Here is a 12,831-nt window from a genome sequence, read left to right on the forward strand (position 1 = left end):
TGGCCGGATAGCCGTCATGGCTGTTTAACTTAAAGGAAGATGTCAATGCGCAACCTGGTAAAATATGTCGGTATCGGCCTGCTGGTCTGTGGGCTGGCAGCTTGTGACAATAAAGACAGCAATACGCCAACAGCGAATAATGCTGACCAGAGTCAAAAAGCACAGAGCAACACGGTCTCGTTACTCGAAGGCAAGCTGAATTTCACCTTACCGGCGGATATGAGCGACCAGAGCGGGAAACTGGGCACGCAGGCTAATAATCTGCATGTGTACTCAGATCCAACCGGCCAGTCCGCAGTCATTGTTATTGTGGGCGATAAGAGTGTGGATGCACTGGACGTACTGGGCAAGCGCCTGGAAGATGAACAACGTGACCGCGACCCGCAACTGCAGGTTGTCGCCAACAAGTCTGTCGAATTGCACGGGCACACTTTCCAGCAACTCGACAGCATTATCTCCGCGAAAGGCCACACAGCCTGGTCTTCTGTTCTGCTGGGCAATGTGGACAATAAACTGGTCACCATGCAGGTAACCCTGCCTGCGAACGATCAGCAGCAATCGCAGGTTGTTGCGAATAATATTATCGGCAGTGTTGAAGTGAAATAACGCCTTACAATTAACCGGCCTGTAATGCGGGCCGGTTTTTCATCCGCCAGGTTAACAACAACCCAATTCCCGCCAGCCCGGCAGCACCAAAGTAGATAGCCGGAACCCCCGCCCATGCCATCACTAACCCGGCAAGTGGCCCGGTAATCCCCAAAGACATATCCATAAATACGGTATAGGTTGCCAGCGCACTGCCCTGGTTTTGTTGCGGCACGGCTTTAACGGCCACCACACCCAATGAAGGAAAGACCAGCGAGAACCCGGCACCCGCCAGTAACGCTCCGGTATTCGCCACCCAGGGGGACATTGAAAACCCTACCAACACTAAACCAACAATCTCCATGCTCAGGCAGCACATTGCGACAAACACGCCACCCCGGCGGTTAATGGCATTGGGAAATAACAGCCGCGTCCCCACAAACGCGCCACTGAACAATGTCAGGGCGAAGGCGGCATCAGACCACCCTTTGGCCTGGAAAAACAGTGTAATGAAAGTGGCGATAACCCCAAAGCCTGCCGACCCCAGAGCCAGCACCAGGCCATACACCCATACTTTGCCCAATACAGCACGAAACGGCAGTGGCTTGCCTTTACTGGCCTTCACATGAGGGCGAGGAAGCGCCAGCAAAATTGCCAGCAATGCCACCCCCATAATCACCAGGGACAGCAGCAATAAACCGCCCTGATGGTAAATCCACACACCAAGCGGAGCACCCAGCGCCATCGCACCGTAAGTGGCAATACCATTCCACGAAATCACTTTGCCTATTTGCGCCGAACCCACCACCCCCACGCCCCACAACGTTGACCCTGTACCGGCAAAACTTTGCCCAAGGCCGAGAATAACCCGCCCCAGGCACAATGCGGCAAGGCTCACGGCAGGCAGGTGTTCAAGGTTAGCGGCCAGCAGGTAACATGCGCCACTAAGCAGGCAACCGCATAACCCAAGAATAACCACGCGTTTGGGCCCAAAGCGGTCAGCCGAGCGGCCAGAATACGGGCGGCTCAGTAAGGTCGCAAAATATTGCAGGCTGATAACCAGGCCAGCCCAGAAAGCACTGAACCCCATAACGTCATGGACATAGCCCGGTAACACGGCCAGGGGCAGGCCAATCGTAAGGTAGCTGGCAAAGTTGAACATAACGATGGAGCCGATGCGCAAATTCAGGCGCGCACCACTGAGCGGGGCTTCTGAAACAGAGGCTGACATGGAAGGGTACCGGAAATAATAAGTTACCAAATAATTCACTATACCCTGAAAATGCGCGGGTTTCTTCGATTATTCGGTGTGAATTACTGCTGCCGCTGCACCGTGTTTTTCCCCGGCCAGATAACCAGCGTAACGCCTGCCATAATGGATAACACACCCAGCAAATTCAGCCAGGAGAAGGTGTCGTGCCAGCCGGGCAACCAAATTGCCGCTGCCCACACTAATATGTAGCTCAGGCTTAACAGAGAATAGGCTTTGCTCAGTGGCAGTTTTTTCAGTGCGCCGTACCAGCACACCATTGAGGCCAGATAGCCGCCTACCCCCGCCACCAGCCACAGGGTGCCTGGAGCAATATGGAGCATGGCCAGAAGAAAATCAGGTAAAGGCCAGACAGCCGGTAAACGGCCCATTGCCAGCTTCATTGCCAGTTGGGCTGCGGTGACGAATAACACGCTACATAACGCCAGCAAATACCCCATTACACGCCACCGTTCAGCAAAATAATCCCCAGAATAATCAGTAAAATGCCCAGCCAGTGCCGCCGTGTTAAACGCTCACCCCAAATCCAGTGTGCTGCCAAAGAAACCCAAATAAAGTTCAGGCTCATCATCGGGTAGGCCAGGCCAACCGGCACAGATTGCAAAACTACCAGCCACACCAGCAGCCCCAGGCCCATCGCCACCAGCGCCACAAATAACCACAGCCAGGCGCGATGACGCCCGGCTGAACCTGAAGGGACACAGGCTGCCTGTTTTTGGCACAGTTGCCCAAGGCAACTGAGCAGGCTGGCAATAATTATTCCGCTAATACCCATTATTTTTGGTGATACAGGTAAAGGACAAAGCGCCCCTGATGAACAATAGCATCCGGTTTGGGGACCTCATGCTCATCAACAACCCCGTGGCGCGAAAGTAACAGCACCAGAGCAACATTACCTTGCTGGCGGTGCCGGCTCAACCAGGCGGGGAACTCCGCCGTTTGTACCAGCCTGCCACGGGCATCCGGGTAATTCATGCCATAAGCCAGTTCCCCCGGCGAACCGTACATGTTGATATCACTGCGTTTTAGTGCCCAGGCAATCGCAGAAGCCGTGCCCACATTATTGCTCAGAATATAGCGGCTGCCAGCCAGTTCACCCTGTACATTTTCCACAAAGGCCTGGGGTTGCTTGGAATCAATAATCTGATCCGGAATCGCCGCCCCGACCAGTAACGCCAGCCCAAGTGGGCATAGTGCGGCAAGTTGCCAGCGTGGTTGCCAGCCCCGGGAAGAAACCCAGCCCACCAGAGCCCAGCACACAAAAGCAAGTACGGCACAAAAAACTTTAAACAACTCGTTGGTTTGGTAGAGCGGGTGTTTTGCCAGACCAAAGGGGGCCAGCACAGCGAGTACAGCCAGCACACACACGCAGCCAAAACCAATATTAATCCAGCCATTCAACCGGCGAATACCAGAGCCAGCCGCCTGGGCATAATGTGCCAGCAGAATGGCTAACGGGGCAAAGCAAGGAAGAATATAGGTAGGCAACTTCCCTTTCGCGATGCTGAAAAAGAGAATCGGCATCACCACCCAACCCAGTAAATAAACCGCGCCAGAATGGCTGTGCCGCTTTACCCAACCGGATTTAAGTGCACCTGGCAGGTAAGCGAGCCAGGGTAGCGTACCGGCCAGTAAGAAAGGCAGGTAATACCAAAACGGCGCTTTATGCTGGGCATTACTCTCAGCAAAACGCTGAATATGTTCCACCCAAAAGAAATAGTGCCAGAAATCAGGCTCAAGGCGAGCGATGGCCAGCGCCCAGGGCAGCGTAATCAGTGTGGCACTAATCACCGCCAGCGGCCCAAACAACAAGACTTCTTTCCAGCGCTTATGCACAGCAACCCAGGGTAAAACACCAATTACCGGCACGGCCAGCGCCAGGAAACCTTTGGTCATCACGCCCATACCACAGGCCAGGCCCAGTAACAGGTAACCACCGATTTTGCCTCTGGTGGTCTGTGCTTCGCAGGCCACCCAGAAACTGCACATTGCCGCGGTAAGCCACAACGTTATCATTGGGTCGAGAACCGCATAGGTCCCAATGCCATACACTAAAAAGCAGGTAAGAAAGATAACACCAGACATCACGGCTGTGGCGTTATCTTTCCAGATACGTTTCGCCAGCCAGACCACCATCAGCGCACTGAGTGTGACGGAAAAAACCGAACCAAACCGTACCGCAAAGTTATTATGGCCAAACAACAACTGGCTCAGGTTATTGATCCAGTACCCGGCAATGGGTTTTTCGAAATAACGTACCCCCAGGAAATGGGGATCCACCCAGTTTCCTGCCGCCAGCAGCTCACGGCTGATTTCGGCGTAGCGCGTTTCATCAGGTTGCCATAACAGGCGAAACTCAAGGGGCAACAAATAATACAATGCATAGCAGGCCAGCAGCACAAACAGCGTCTTTGTTGATTTCATCAAGATTACCGTTAAACAGGTTGTTGGCATCCCAGCCAGCCTTCACGGCCAGCAATTTCATGTCGGTAGATTTGCCCGGCAGGTAACAGCGAGCTGTCTTCAGGCAACAGTGCGGAAAGCGGGCAAAACTGAATACCTTCGCGCTGGGCCTGGTCGAGAAGTTGTTCAAAGAGCGGGTTAAAAATTATCCCTTCAACCTCGGCATGAATGGTGTAAACCGGCACACCGGGATCTGCGTGAATTTTATCCAGTAAAAACCGGTTAAAACCCGCAGCATCCACAGACTGGCCAACCACTTCATCCCATGTTGGCAAGGTAACGGGGATTTGAGCTGTACCCCGGGAGCCATCATCCAGCACCGGTGTGAAGGGCATCCGCCCGCGGCAATCACTGTTGTACAGGAAACCGAAGGGTTGCTTGGCAGCCACAACACGCTGGTCTGCTCGCCAGCCCGCCACCGCGGAACAGGTAACCGGTGCGCCAATAATCTGCTCCAGTGCATCTTTGCCCTGGCGAATATGGTCCGTGAGTTTTTCCTGTGACCACACTCCTGCCCAGGTTTGCCAGGCAAAGTGGTCCCAGGCATGCAGGCCCACTTCATGGTGCCGGGCAGCGTCACGGATCACCGCCTGGTTAGCCTTACCAATCAGCTTTCCCGGCCACGCCGTACCCGCCAGTAAAATATCCAGCCCATACAGTGAAGCGGCACGTGAGCGCAGCATCTTCCACAAAAATTTAGGTTTCACCAGGCGCCACAAATGGCGACCCATGTTATCTGGCCCCACACTGAAGAAAAAGCTGGCCTGTATTTGGTAACGGGCCAGGCTTTCCAACAGACGAGGAACCCCGTCACGGGTCCCTCGCAGGGTATCGACATCAATCCGCAACCCTACCAGTTTCATGCATTATCTTCCGGTAGCTCAACCGTGCGCAGGAAGAAATCCAGCGTTTCATCAATGGTGCGTTCCATTTCCACGGCTGGCGTCCAGCCCAGCAAACGCTGTGCATTACGAATACTGGGTTTACGGTGCTCAACATCCTGGTAACCTTTTCCGTAATAGGTGCTGCTTTCCACCTCACGGAAACCGGCAAATGGCGGGAAGTGTTTGCGCAGTGGGTTCCGCTCGAAGCTTGCCAGCAACATTTCCGCCAGTTCTTTAATACTGGCTTCGTTTTCCGGGTTACCGATGTTGATAATCTGCCCGTCACATTTGCCATCTTTGTTCTGGATAACCCGGAACAACGCTTCAATACCATCGCTGATATCGGTGAAGCAGCGTTTCTGGCGACCACCATCAATAAGCTTGATAGGTGAGCCTTCCACCAGGTTCAGGATCAACTGAGTGATTGCACGCGAACTGCCAATACGTGCAGCATTCAGGTTATCCAGGCGCGGCCCCATCCAGTTAAACGGGCGGAACAGCGTAAAGCGCAGGCCTTCTTTTTCACCGTAAGCCCAAATAACCCGGTCGAGTAATTGTTTGGATACCGAGTAAATCCAGCGCTGTTTGTTAATTGGCCCAACGATCAGGTTCGAGTGGTCTTCATCGAACACCGGGTCGGTACACATGCCATACACTTCTGAAGTAGACGGGAAAATGATGCGTTTTTTGTATTTCACGCAATCACGGATAATTTTCAGGTTCTCTTCAAAATCCAGCTCAAATACACGCAGTGGGTTACGGGTGTATTCAATTGGTGTGGCAATCGCCACCAGCGGCAGCACGACATCGCACTTCTTAATGTGGTATTCGATCCACTCAGAATGAATACTGATATCCCCTTCCACAAAGTGGAAATGCGGGTTGCCGAGGAAGCGGCTGATAGCATCAGAACCAATATCCAGACCGAAGATTTCGTAGTTTTCATCCTGCAACAGGCGTTCAGTCAGGTGGTTACCAATAAACCCGTTAACTCCAAGAATCAGCACCCGCGTACGGCGTTTTGCAGCTACAACAGGCGCGTGGCTTAAAATGGCGCCCTCAACTAAGCCCAGGGTCTGAGCCAGTTGCCCACCCTGCATATACACCCCGTTGTCGGCCTGGCCGGTGACAATTTCCAGAGCACCCGAACCACAGGCAACGACCAGAGGTGAAGTGGATACCACAGTGCCCGCGCGCGCTGCGGGGTAACCATCCACCAGGCGAGATGACCAGACCACAAAGCGGGTTATCCCGGCGTAGCTGAACGCACCAGGCCAGGGGTGCGCAACAGCACGCACCAGGTTGTGTAAATCGCTGGCATTCCGGTTCCAGTCAAGGCGGCCATCTTCCGGCGTGCGGCGGCCAACATAGCTGGCCTGGCTGTTATCCTGCGCGCGGCCCGGCGCATTCCCGTTGCGAATTTTTGGCAGAATATCACTTAACAGAGTGCGTGCCTGTGCCGTCAGCTTATGGTGCAGGCTCAGCGCGTTATCTTCCGGCGCAATAGCAACAACGGCCTGAGCAATAATATCCCCGGCATCAGCCCGGCTGACCATTTTGTGCAGTGTCACGCCGGTTTCTGTTTCACCATTAACCAGAACCCAGTTCAGTGGCGCACGCCCGCGGTATTTCGGCAATAAAGAACCATGCAAATTGAATGCGCCAGCTGGGGCACATTCGAGAATGTCGTGGCAAATCAGGTTACGGTAATAGAATGAGAAAATCACATCCGGTGCCAGGGCACGAATACGGTCAACCCACAGAGGATGGTTCACATCATCTGGCGCATAAACAGGAATGCCACGCTCGGCGCCAATACGCGCAACAGAGCCAAAAAATGGGTTCTCTCCGGCGTTGTCCTGATGGGTGAAAATAGCACTGACTTCATAGCCAGCCTCTAACAGTGCGCTGAGCCCAACACACCCCATATCATGGTACGCGAACACGACGGTTTTCATTCTTCTTCATCCTCTTGAGATTCTTGATGATTACTGCTCACAACTTGCTGAATAAAGTAGCGGGGACGGGCACGGACATCGTTGTAGATCCGGCCGATATACTCGCCCAACAGCCCCATACCAATAAACTGGGCACCAATAAACATGAACAACACGGCAAACAACGTGAAGACCCCTTCGGCACCCCATGCAGGGCCAAAGACCAGCCGCAATGCCACTAACAACACAGCGAACAAGAAACCAAGCAACGCAATAACGCTGCCAAACACACTCAGTAAACGTAATGGTGTGGTGGTCAGGCAGGTCACCAGGTCGTACATCAGGTTAATCAGGCGCATAAAGCTGTATTTAGAATCGCCGTGTTCACGTTCCGCGTGCTGAACCGGGATTTCCGCAGTCTTGCGGGCAAAGGTATTAGCAAGAATAGGAATGAAGGTACTGCGCTCATGGCAGTGCAGCATGGCATCAATAATATGGCGGCGGTAAGCACGCAACATGCAGCCGTAATCCCCCATCGCCTTGCCGGTGGTGCGCTGGATAAGGCGGTTAATCATGCGTGAGGCCGTTTTACGGAACAGGCTGTCCTGGCGATTTTGCCGCACCGTCCCGACCACGTCATAACCCTCGCTGGCTTTTGCTACCAGGCGGGGAATTTCTTCCGGTGGGTTTTGCAAGTCGGCGTCCAGGGTTATCACCAGGTCACCACTCACATGGCTGAACCCGGCCATAATCGCAGAATGCTGGCCGTAATTACGGTTGAGCAATACCGCCACCAGGTGGCTTCCTGGTTGCTGCGCGGCCTCGGTCATTAACCGGGCTGAATCATCACTACTACCATCATCAACTAATAAAATTTCCCAGTCACAAGGCAACTGCTGGCAGGCCGCCGTTGTGCGCTGGATAAGCTCGGGAAGGCTTTCCTGTTCGTTATAAACCGGAATTACCACCGAGACCTTTTGTATTGTGGACATAACTAAACCTCAACAACCTGCAATGTCGCGCAGTGCAGTAATCACCCGGGTGACATCGTCATCGGTCATATCCGGGAATAACGGGACAGAACAAATACGGGCGCTGTTCCACTCAGTATTTGGCAGCACAAGGCCTGGAAAGCGTTCGCGGTAATATTTTTGGGTGTGAGCGGCACGGAAGTGCAGGCCGGTGCCAATATTGCGGGTTTTAAGTTCCGCCATTAGTGCATCCCGGGAAATCCCGCACTGCGCTTCATCCACCCGCAAAATAAACAGGTGCCAGGCATGTTCATGGGGCCATTCAGGCAGAGCCAGCGGCTGATAAGGGGTGTCCGCCAGTTCACGCATATAACGTTCGGCAATGGCTTTGCGGCGCTGATTTAGTTGCGGCAGTTTGCCAAGCTGAACCAGCGCTATTGCGGCGTTGATATCGGTGAGGTTGTATTTGTAGCCAGGGCTGATAACTTCTGCCTGGGGAGCCCGGCCATGAGTCTGGCGGTCATAGGCATCAACGCCCAGGCCGTGGAACTTGAGGCTGCGAATCTGCCCGGCAAGCCGCTCGTCGTCAGTTACCACCAGGCCACCTTCTGCGCACGTCATGTTCTTGATAGCGTGGAAGGAGAAAATTGCCGTACCGCTGTGCCCAACATGTTCACCCCGGTAGTAAGTGCCAGCCGCATGGGCCGCATCTTCAATCACGGCGACACCGTGTTTTGCCCCCAACGCACGTATTGCGCCAAGGTCTGCCGGAGCACCGGCATAATGCACGGGAATAATCGCTTTGGTGCGGGGAGTCAGTGCGGCTTCTATCGCTTCTGGTGTAACCATCAGCGTGTCTTTATCGACATCAACCATTACCGGCTCTGCACCCAGCAGGCAGATCATATTGAGTGTGGATACCCAGGTCATGGAAGGTGTAATCACTTCATCACCTGGACCAATGCCCAGCGCCATCAGGGTGACATGCATTCCCCCTGTCGCCGAACTGACAGCAATAGCGTGTTGGTTGCCCGTTAATTCGCAAAATGCGGATTCAAGCGCCTGGTTTTTCGGGCCAGTGGTAATCCACCCCGAAGACAGTACATCAGCAATGGCGCTCAGTTCAGATTCGCCTAATGCCGGGCGTGAGAACGGCAGAAACTCACTCATGCATTGTTTCCTTTAACTATCATCGAAATAATAAATTGCGCTTTCAGAAAGATATGCGTTGTTATTATTTTGTTCTCAGTAAGATAAATGGCGCTATAACAAAGCGCATCCCTGTATCAACCACACATCAACGGCAGTAAACTAACAGCTGTTTCTTAGAAAAGACTTAAGGCGGGCCATCACCCGAACTGACTAGTTCGGTGTAAAACCATTATCAAGTTTGGTTATAAATCAGAAAGTTGCCAGCCTGTTTGTGATTATTTTTAAATATTTCACAATTAATAAACTGACATTAAATAAAATGTAAAAAATCAAGCGAGGTCAGGGTGTTGAATGCCAATAAAACTGTGATGCAATCCTCATTTGTCATGAATATTTAATTATTGTTTCATGCCATTACCATGATTACCATTTCCATGCCTGTGACATTCTTTCTGTAAGAAAAGTAACGAATAGCCTCACGCGAGGCGCTAGAAACCGGCTGTGTAAATACACGGCATTTAATGGTGCTGCCGGAATTTTATCGCCAGGGAGAATCTCAACTAAACGCCCGGCACGCACATCGTCGCCCACATCCCAGATTGATTTCATCACAATACCCGCGCCACACAGCGCTAACTCATGTGCTGCGGCACCGTCATCACAGACATAACGCCCCTGCACTTTCACCGCAATACGGGCATCGCCTTCGTTAAAGGCCCAGTCCACAGCGGGTGAATGGCCAATTAAAATACAATCATGGCGGATTAAATCCTGCACGCTTTCAGGTGTGCCTTTGCGGGCAAGATACTCGGGTGAAGCGCACAACAGCCTGCGGTTTTGCGCCAGGGGGCGAACAAACAGGCGGGAATCGTTCGGGGTGCCGTAGCGAATGGCAAGGTCATAACCACCCGCGACCAAATCCACCACTTCATCGTTCAATGAGAGATCCACATTCACCTCAGGATACAGCTCAGTAAAGTCTGCCAAAGCCGGAACAATATGTCTCCGGCCAAGGCCATGGGGAGCCGACAACCGTAATGTGCCGAACACCCGGCCATTGCGCCCAGTCATGGCTTCTTCTGCCTGTTCCGCCGCCGCCAGAATGCGCATGCAGTGGTCATAAAACAGAGCGCCCTCTTCCGTTACCGATAGCTGCCGGGTGCTGCGATTAATCAGGCGAATCGCCAGGCGGCGTTCCAGCTCAGACAGGCGTTTACTGACCACCGCTAACGATAACCCCAAATCACGGGCAGCTGAAGAAAGGCTGCCACCTGCGACAATGCGCTCAAAAATACGTAATGAAGCCAGGTCATCCAGCAGCGCCATTGTTAACCTCACGGAAAGAATACTTATCTATAATTGATGTTTGAAAAAATATAGCAAACCCGCAAACTGACAGATACCCCCTTACATTCACCACAGGAGATAAATCCATGAAAATTGATTTTTCCGGGAAAACAGCACTGGTCACCGCATCCACAGGTGGAATTGGCTTTGCCATTGCCCAACAATTGGCTGCCAGCGGTGCGGTAGTTATTCTGAATGGCCGCAGTGAAGAGAGCGTTGCGAAAGCTACCCGTAAACTGCAGGATGCAGTGCCTGGTGCAAAATTACAGGGTGCAGTCGCTAACTTGCAGGATGCAACCGGGGTGGAGCAGTTACTCAGCCAGTTACCCGCGGTTGATATTCTGGTAAATAACGCCGGGATTTACGGGCCGCAGGATTTTTACGAAACCGATGACGCCACCTGGGAAAACTACTGGCAAACCAACGTGATGTCTGGTGTTCGTCTGTCACGCGCGCTGTTACCCGCCATGACCAAACAAGGCTTTGGGCGAGTGGTGTTTATTTCGTCCGAATCAGCCCGCAATATTCCGGCAGACATGATTCATTATGGCGTAACCAAAACAGCACAGCTCGCTCTGGCGCGCGGGCTGGCAAAATACGTAGCCGGGACTGGCGTTACGGTGAATAGTGTTCTGCCAGGGCCGACGATTTCTGATGGTTTTGCCACCATGATGAAAGATGAGGTAGAACGGACAGGTAAATCACTGGAAACGCTGGCAAAAGAGTTTGTCATGGCTCACCGCCCTTCTTCTGTTATTCAGCGTGCAGCCAGTGTTGAAGAAGTGGCTAATATGGTGGTGTATATCTGTTCGCAACAGGCGTCTGCCACATCAGGTGCCGCACTGCGCGTAGATGGTGGCGTTGTGGACGATATTATCTAATTGCACAGCGCGCCCCGCACGCAGAACTCCCCCGCAGCAACGACTGACAGGCACTTTCGGGTGCCTGTTAATTCACTGGGCCCCGCAACCCATTCAAAATTATTGAGGACTAATCTCAAATAAATGCCATTTTCATTTCCATAAAATTTTATTATGATCACCTCAACCAGAATTTATGCGATGGTTAACAAATCAAAGACAGATAACGCGTACATAAATTAATCAATTTTTTTGTATGAGTTTAAAAAATAACTCTTTCTGTCTTACGCATTAATCTTTTTCATTTTAACGTCAGGCCAGGCTGGCCTGTCTCTTACCAAATGGTCGCTGAGGGAACAGCCGGAAGAAGTCGCCTGCGGGCGGCTTTTTTCGTTATAAAACGCCCAGATCCTTTTCTTATTCCGCCCGGGTTTGCCTTGCTTTTACAGTACCTTCCCGGTGAGATAAGCCAAAAAGGAGCCCTGCTATGTTTTACTTTGAGCCAGCCCCGGCGAGCCACCCAGAACTGCAACAACTGGTAACTGAACTTGATGACTGGCAAAACGCGTTATACCCCGAGGCCAGTTGCCACTGCCTGGATTTACAGGCTCAGCCTGAAACGCATCTTTACTGCCTGCTTGCCCGAACTGAGCAGGGAGAAACGGTGGGCTGTGGAGCTGTTGTTCTGGAAGGGGAAAACCGGGGCGAGATAAAACGGATGTATATTCGGCCAGCCTGGCGTGGCCATAAGTTGGGTGAAAAAATACTGGCAAGCCTGGAGGGCGTAGCCCGGAAGCATAGCCTTCCCTGGCTACGGCTGGAAACCGGCATCCACCAGCACGCGGCTATTCGCCTGTACCAAAACTGCCAGTTCGAAATATGTGAAGCGTTTGCCCCTTACCAGCCCGATCCCTTAAGTGTGTTTATGGAAAAGGCACTGGTGTAGTTCAACGCCCCCCGTTAATGGGTTGCATCAACGGCGTACTGCAATCGCTTCAATTTCCACACCGGCATCTTTCGGTAACCTGGCCACTTCCACACAGGAGCGCGCCGGGAAAGGTGCCTGATGCTCACGGAAAAAGGATTCATACTCAGCGTTTACTAAAGAAAAATGGTTGAGATCCTTAACAAAAACAGTTGTTTTTATAATATCCGCCACCTGTAAACCACTGGCTTCAACAATTGCCCGCACGTTTTCCAGAGACTGGCGGGTTTGCTGCTGTATATCTGCAGGCATTTCACCTGTTAGTGGGTTAAGCGGGATTTGCCCGGAAGTCATCACCAGTGAACCAAGATCCACACCCTGAACATAAGGCCCAATTGCGGCAGGTGCCTTTGACGTTGAAATTGCTGACATATTCA

At 52.5% G+C, this 12,831-nt stretch carries 13 protein-coding genes; 3 read left to right on the top strand and 10 right to left on the bottom strand.

The features are described from left to right. The first annotated feature begins 45 nt into the window (after positions 1 to 45). A complete protein-coding gene (locus tag DES37_RS21540) occupies positions 46 to 606 on the top strand; it encodes a DcrB family lipoprotein (RefSeq protein ID WP_036114242.1) in 561 nt (186 codons plus the stop codon). Positions 607 to 616: 10 nt separating this feature from the next. Here the strand turns inward: DES37_RS21540 and DES37_RS21545 are convergent, their stop codons facing one another. The 9 genes from DES37_RS21545 to DES37_RS21585 form a co-directional block, all read right to left on the bottom strand. Further along, positions 617 to 1,816: an MFS transporter gene (locus DES37_RS21545; RefSeq protein ID WP_110027846.1), complete on the bottom strand. Its 1,200-nt coding sequence runs from the start codon at positions 1,814 to 1,816 to the stop codon at positions 617 to 619. Between the two features lie 83 nt (positions 1,817 to 1,899). Beyond that, a complete protein-coding gene (arnF, locus tag DES37_RS21550) occupies positions 1,900 to 2,295 on the bottom strand; it encodes a 4-amino-4-deoxy-L-arabinose-phosphoundecaprenol flippase subunit ArnF (RefSeq protein ID WP_110027847.1) in 396 nt (131 codons plus the stop codon). After that, complete coding sequence (arnE, locus tag DES37_RS21555) at positions 2,295 to 2,630, bottom strand: 4-amino-4-deoxy-L-arabinose-phosphoundecaprenol flippase subunit ArnE (RefSeq protein ID WP_110027848.1); 336 nt, start codon at positions 2,628 to 2,630, stop codon at positions 2,295 to 2,297. Before arnE ends, arnF begins: the two co-directional genes overlap by 1 nt. Further along, positions 2,630 to 4,279 carry a lipid IV(A) 4-amino-4-deoxy-L-arabinosyltransferase gene (arnT, locus tag DES37_RS21560; protein ID WP_110027876.1) on the bottom strand — a complete coding sequence of 550 codons (1,650 nt, stop codon included), beginning with the start codon at positions 4,277 to 4,279 and terminating at the stop codon, positions 2,630 to 2,632. Before arnT ends, arnE begins: the two co-directional genes overlap by 1 nt. Before the next feature lie 11 nt (positions 4,280 to 4,290). Then, on the bottom strand, positions 4,291 to 5,181 hold the full coding sequence (gene arnD, locus DES37_RS21565) for a 4-deoxy-4-formamido-L-arabinose-phosphoundecaprenol deformylase (RefSeq protein ID WP_110027849.1): 891 nt from the start codon (positions 5,179 to 5,181) through the stop codon (positions 4,291 to 4,293). Next, complete coding sequence (gene arnA, locus DES37_RS21570; RefSeq protein WP_110027850.1) at positions 5,178 to 7,160, bottom strand: bifunctional UDP-4-amino-4-deoxy-L-arabinose formyltransferase/UDP-glucuronic acid oxidase ArnA; 1,983 nt, start codon at positions 7,158 to 7,160, stop codon at positions 5,178 to 5,180. The genes arnD and arnA overlap by 4 nt, the downstream gene beginning before the upstream one ends. After that, positions 7,157 to 8,131 (bottom strand): undecaprenyl-phosphate 4-deoxy-4-formamido-L-arabinose transferase, encoded by a 975-nt coding sequence (arnC, locus tag DES37_RS21575; protein ID WP_110027851.1) that lies wholly within the window; start codon positions 8,129 to 8,131, stop codon positions 7,157 to 7,159. The genes arnA and arnC overlap by 4 nt, the downstream gene beginning before the upstream one ends. A gap of 9 nt (positions 8,132 to 8,140) precedes the next feature. Continuing rightward, the gene (gene arnB, locus DES37_RS21580; protein WP_110027852.1) at positions 8,141 to 9,280 is read right to left on the bottom strand and encodes a UDP-4-amino-4-deoxy-L-arabinose aminotransferase; all 1,140 of its coding nucleotides are present in this window, start codon (positions 9,278 to 9,280) and stop codon (positions 8,141 to 8,143) included. 405 nt (positions 9,281 to 9,685) lie between these two features. Continuing rightward, positions 9,686 to 10,588 carry a LysR family transcriptional regulator gene (locus DES37_RS21585; protein WP_036114267.1) on the bottom strand — a complete coding sequence of 301 codons (903 nt, stop codon included), beginning with the start codon at positions 10,586 to 10,588 and terminating at the stop codon, positions 9,686 to 9,688. Positions 10,589 to 10,695: 107 nt separating this feature from the next. On the opposite strand from DES37_RS21585, the gene DES37_RS21590 reads away from it, so the two are divergent. Continuing rightward, positions 10,696 to 11,490, top strand: coding sequence for an SDR family NAD(P)-dependent oxidoreductase (locus DES37_RS21590; RefSeq protein WP_110027853.1), 795 nt, complete (start codon positions 10,696 to 10,698; stop codon positions 11,488 to 11,490). A 466-nt stretch (positions 11,491 to 11,956) separates the two neighbouring features. After that, positions 11,957 to 12,415, top strand: coding sequence for a GNAT family N-acetyltransferase (locus DES37_RS21595; protein WP_036114274.1), 459 nt, complete (start codon positions 11,957 to 11,959; stop codon positions 12,413 to 12,415). Positions 12,416 to 12,442: 27 nt separating this feature from the next. Here DES37_RS21595 and DES37_RS21600 read toward each other — a convergent pair whose 3' ends face one another. Then, complete coding sequence (locus tag DES37_RS21600) at positions 12,443 to 12,826, bottom strand: RidA family protein (protein WP_036114278.1); 384 nt, start codon at positions 12,824 to 12,826, stop codon at positions 12,443 to 12,445. Positions 12,827 to 12,831: the final 5 nt, after the last annotated feature.

The sequence above is a fragment of the Mangrovibacter plantisponsor genome (assembly GCF_003182475.1).
In the GTDB taxonomy this organism is placed as follows: Bacteria; Pseudomonadota; Gammaproteobacteria; order Enterobacterales; family Enterobacteriaceae; genus Mangrovibacter; species Mangrovibacter plantisponsor.

What these genes read in the sequence shown, in the direction of transcription:
- DES37_RS21590 (WP_110027853.1), top strand. Translation starts at nt 10,696, where the DNA reads ATGAAAATTGATTTTTCCGGGAAAACAGCACTGGTCACCGCATCCACA.
- arnF (WP_110027847.1), bottom strand. Translation starts at nt 2,295, where the DNA reads ATGGGGTATTTGCTGGCGTTATGTAGCGTGTTATTCGTCACCGCAGCC.
- DES37_RS21600 (WP_036114278.1), bottom strand. Translation starts at nt 12,826, where the DNA reads ATGTCAGCAATTTCAACGTCAAAGGCACCTGCCGCAATTGGGCCTTAT.
- arnB (WP_110027852.1), bottom strand. Translation starts at nt 9,280, where the DNA reads ATGAGTGAGTTTCTGCCGTTCTCACGCCCGGCATTAGGCGAATCTGAA.
- arnE (WP_110027848.1), bottom strand. Translation starts at nt 2,630, where the DNA reads ATGGGTATTAGCGGAATAATTATTGCCAGCCTGCTCAGTTGCCTTGGG.
- DES37_RS21595 (WP_036114274.1), top strand. Translation starts at nt 11,957, where the DNA reads ATGTTTTACTTTGAGCCAGCCCCGGCGAGCCACCCAGAACTGCAACAA.
- arnD (WP_110027849.1), bottom strand. Translation starts at nt 5,181, where the DNA reads ATGAAACTGGTAGGGTTGCGGATTGATGTCGATACCCTGCGAGGGACC.
- arnC (WP_110027851.1), bottom strand. Translation starts at nt 8,131, where the DNA reads ATGTCCACAATACAAAAGGTCTCGGTGGTAATTCCGGTTTATAACGAA.
- DES37_RS21540 (WP_036114242.1), top strand. Translation starts at nt 46, where the DNA reads ATGCGCAACCTGGTAAAATATGTCGGTATCGGCCTGCTGGTCTGTGGG.
- DES37_RS21545 (WP_110027846.1), bottom strand. Translation starts at nt 1,816, where the DNA reads ATGTCAGCCTCTGTTTCAGAAGCCCCGCTCAGTGGTGCGCGCCTGAAT.
- DES37_RS21585 (WP_036114267.1), bottom strand. Translation starts at nt 10,588, where the DNA reads ATGGCGCTGCTGGATGACCTGGCTTCATTACGTATTTTTGAGCGCATT.
- arnA (WP_110027850.1), bottom strand. Translation starts at nt 7,160, where the DNA reads ATGAAAACCGTCGTGTTCGCGTACCATGATATGGGGTGTGTTGGGCTC.
- arnT (WP_110027876.1), bottom strand. Translation starts at nt 4,279, where the DNA reads ATGAAATCAACAAAGACGCTGTTTGTGCTGCTGGCCTGCTATGCATTG.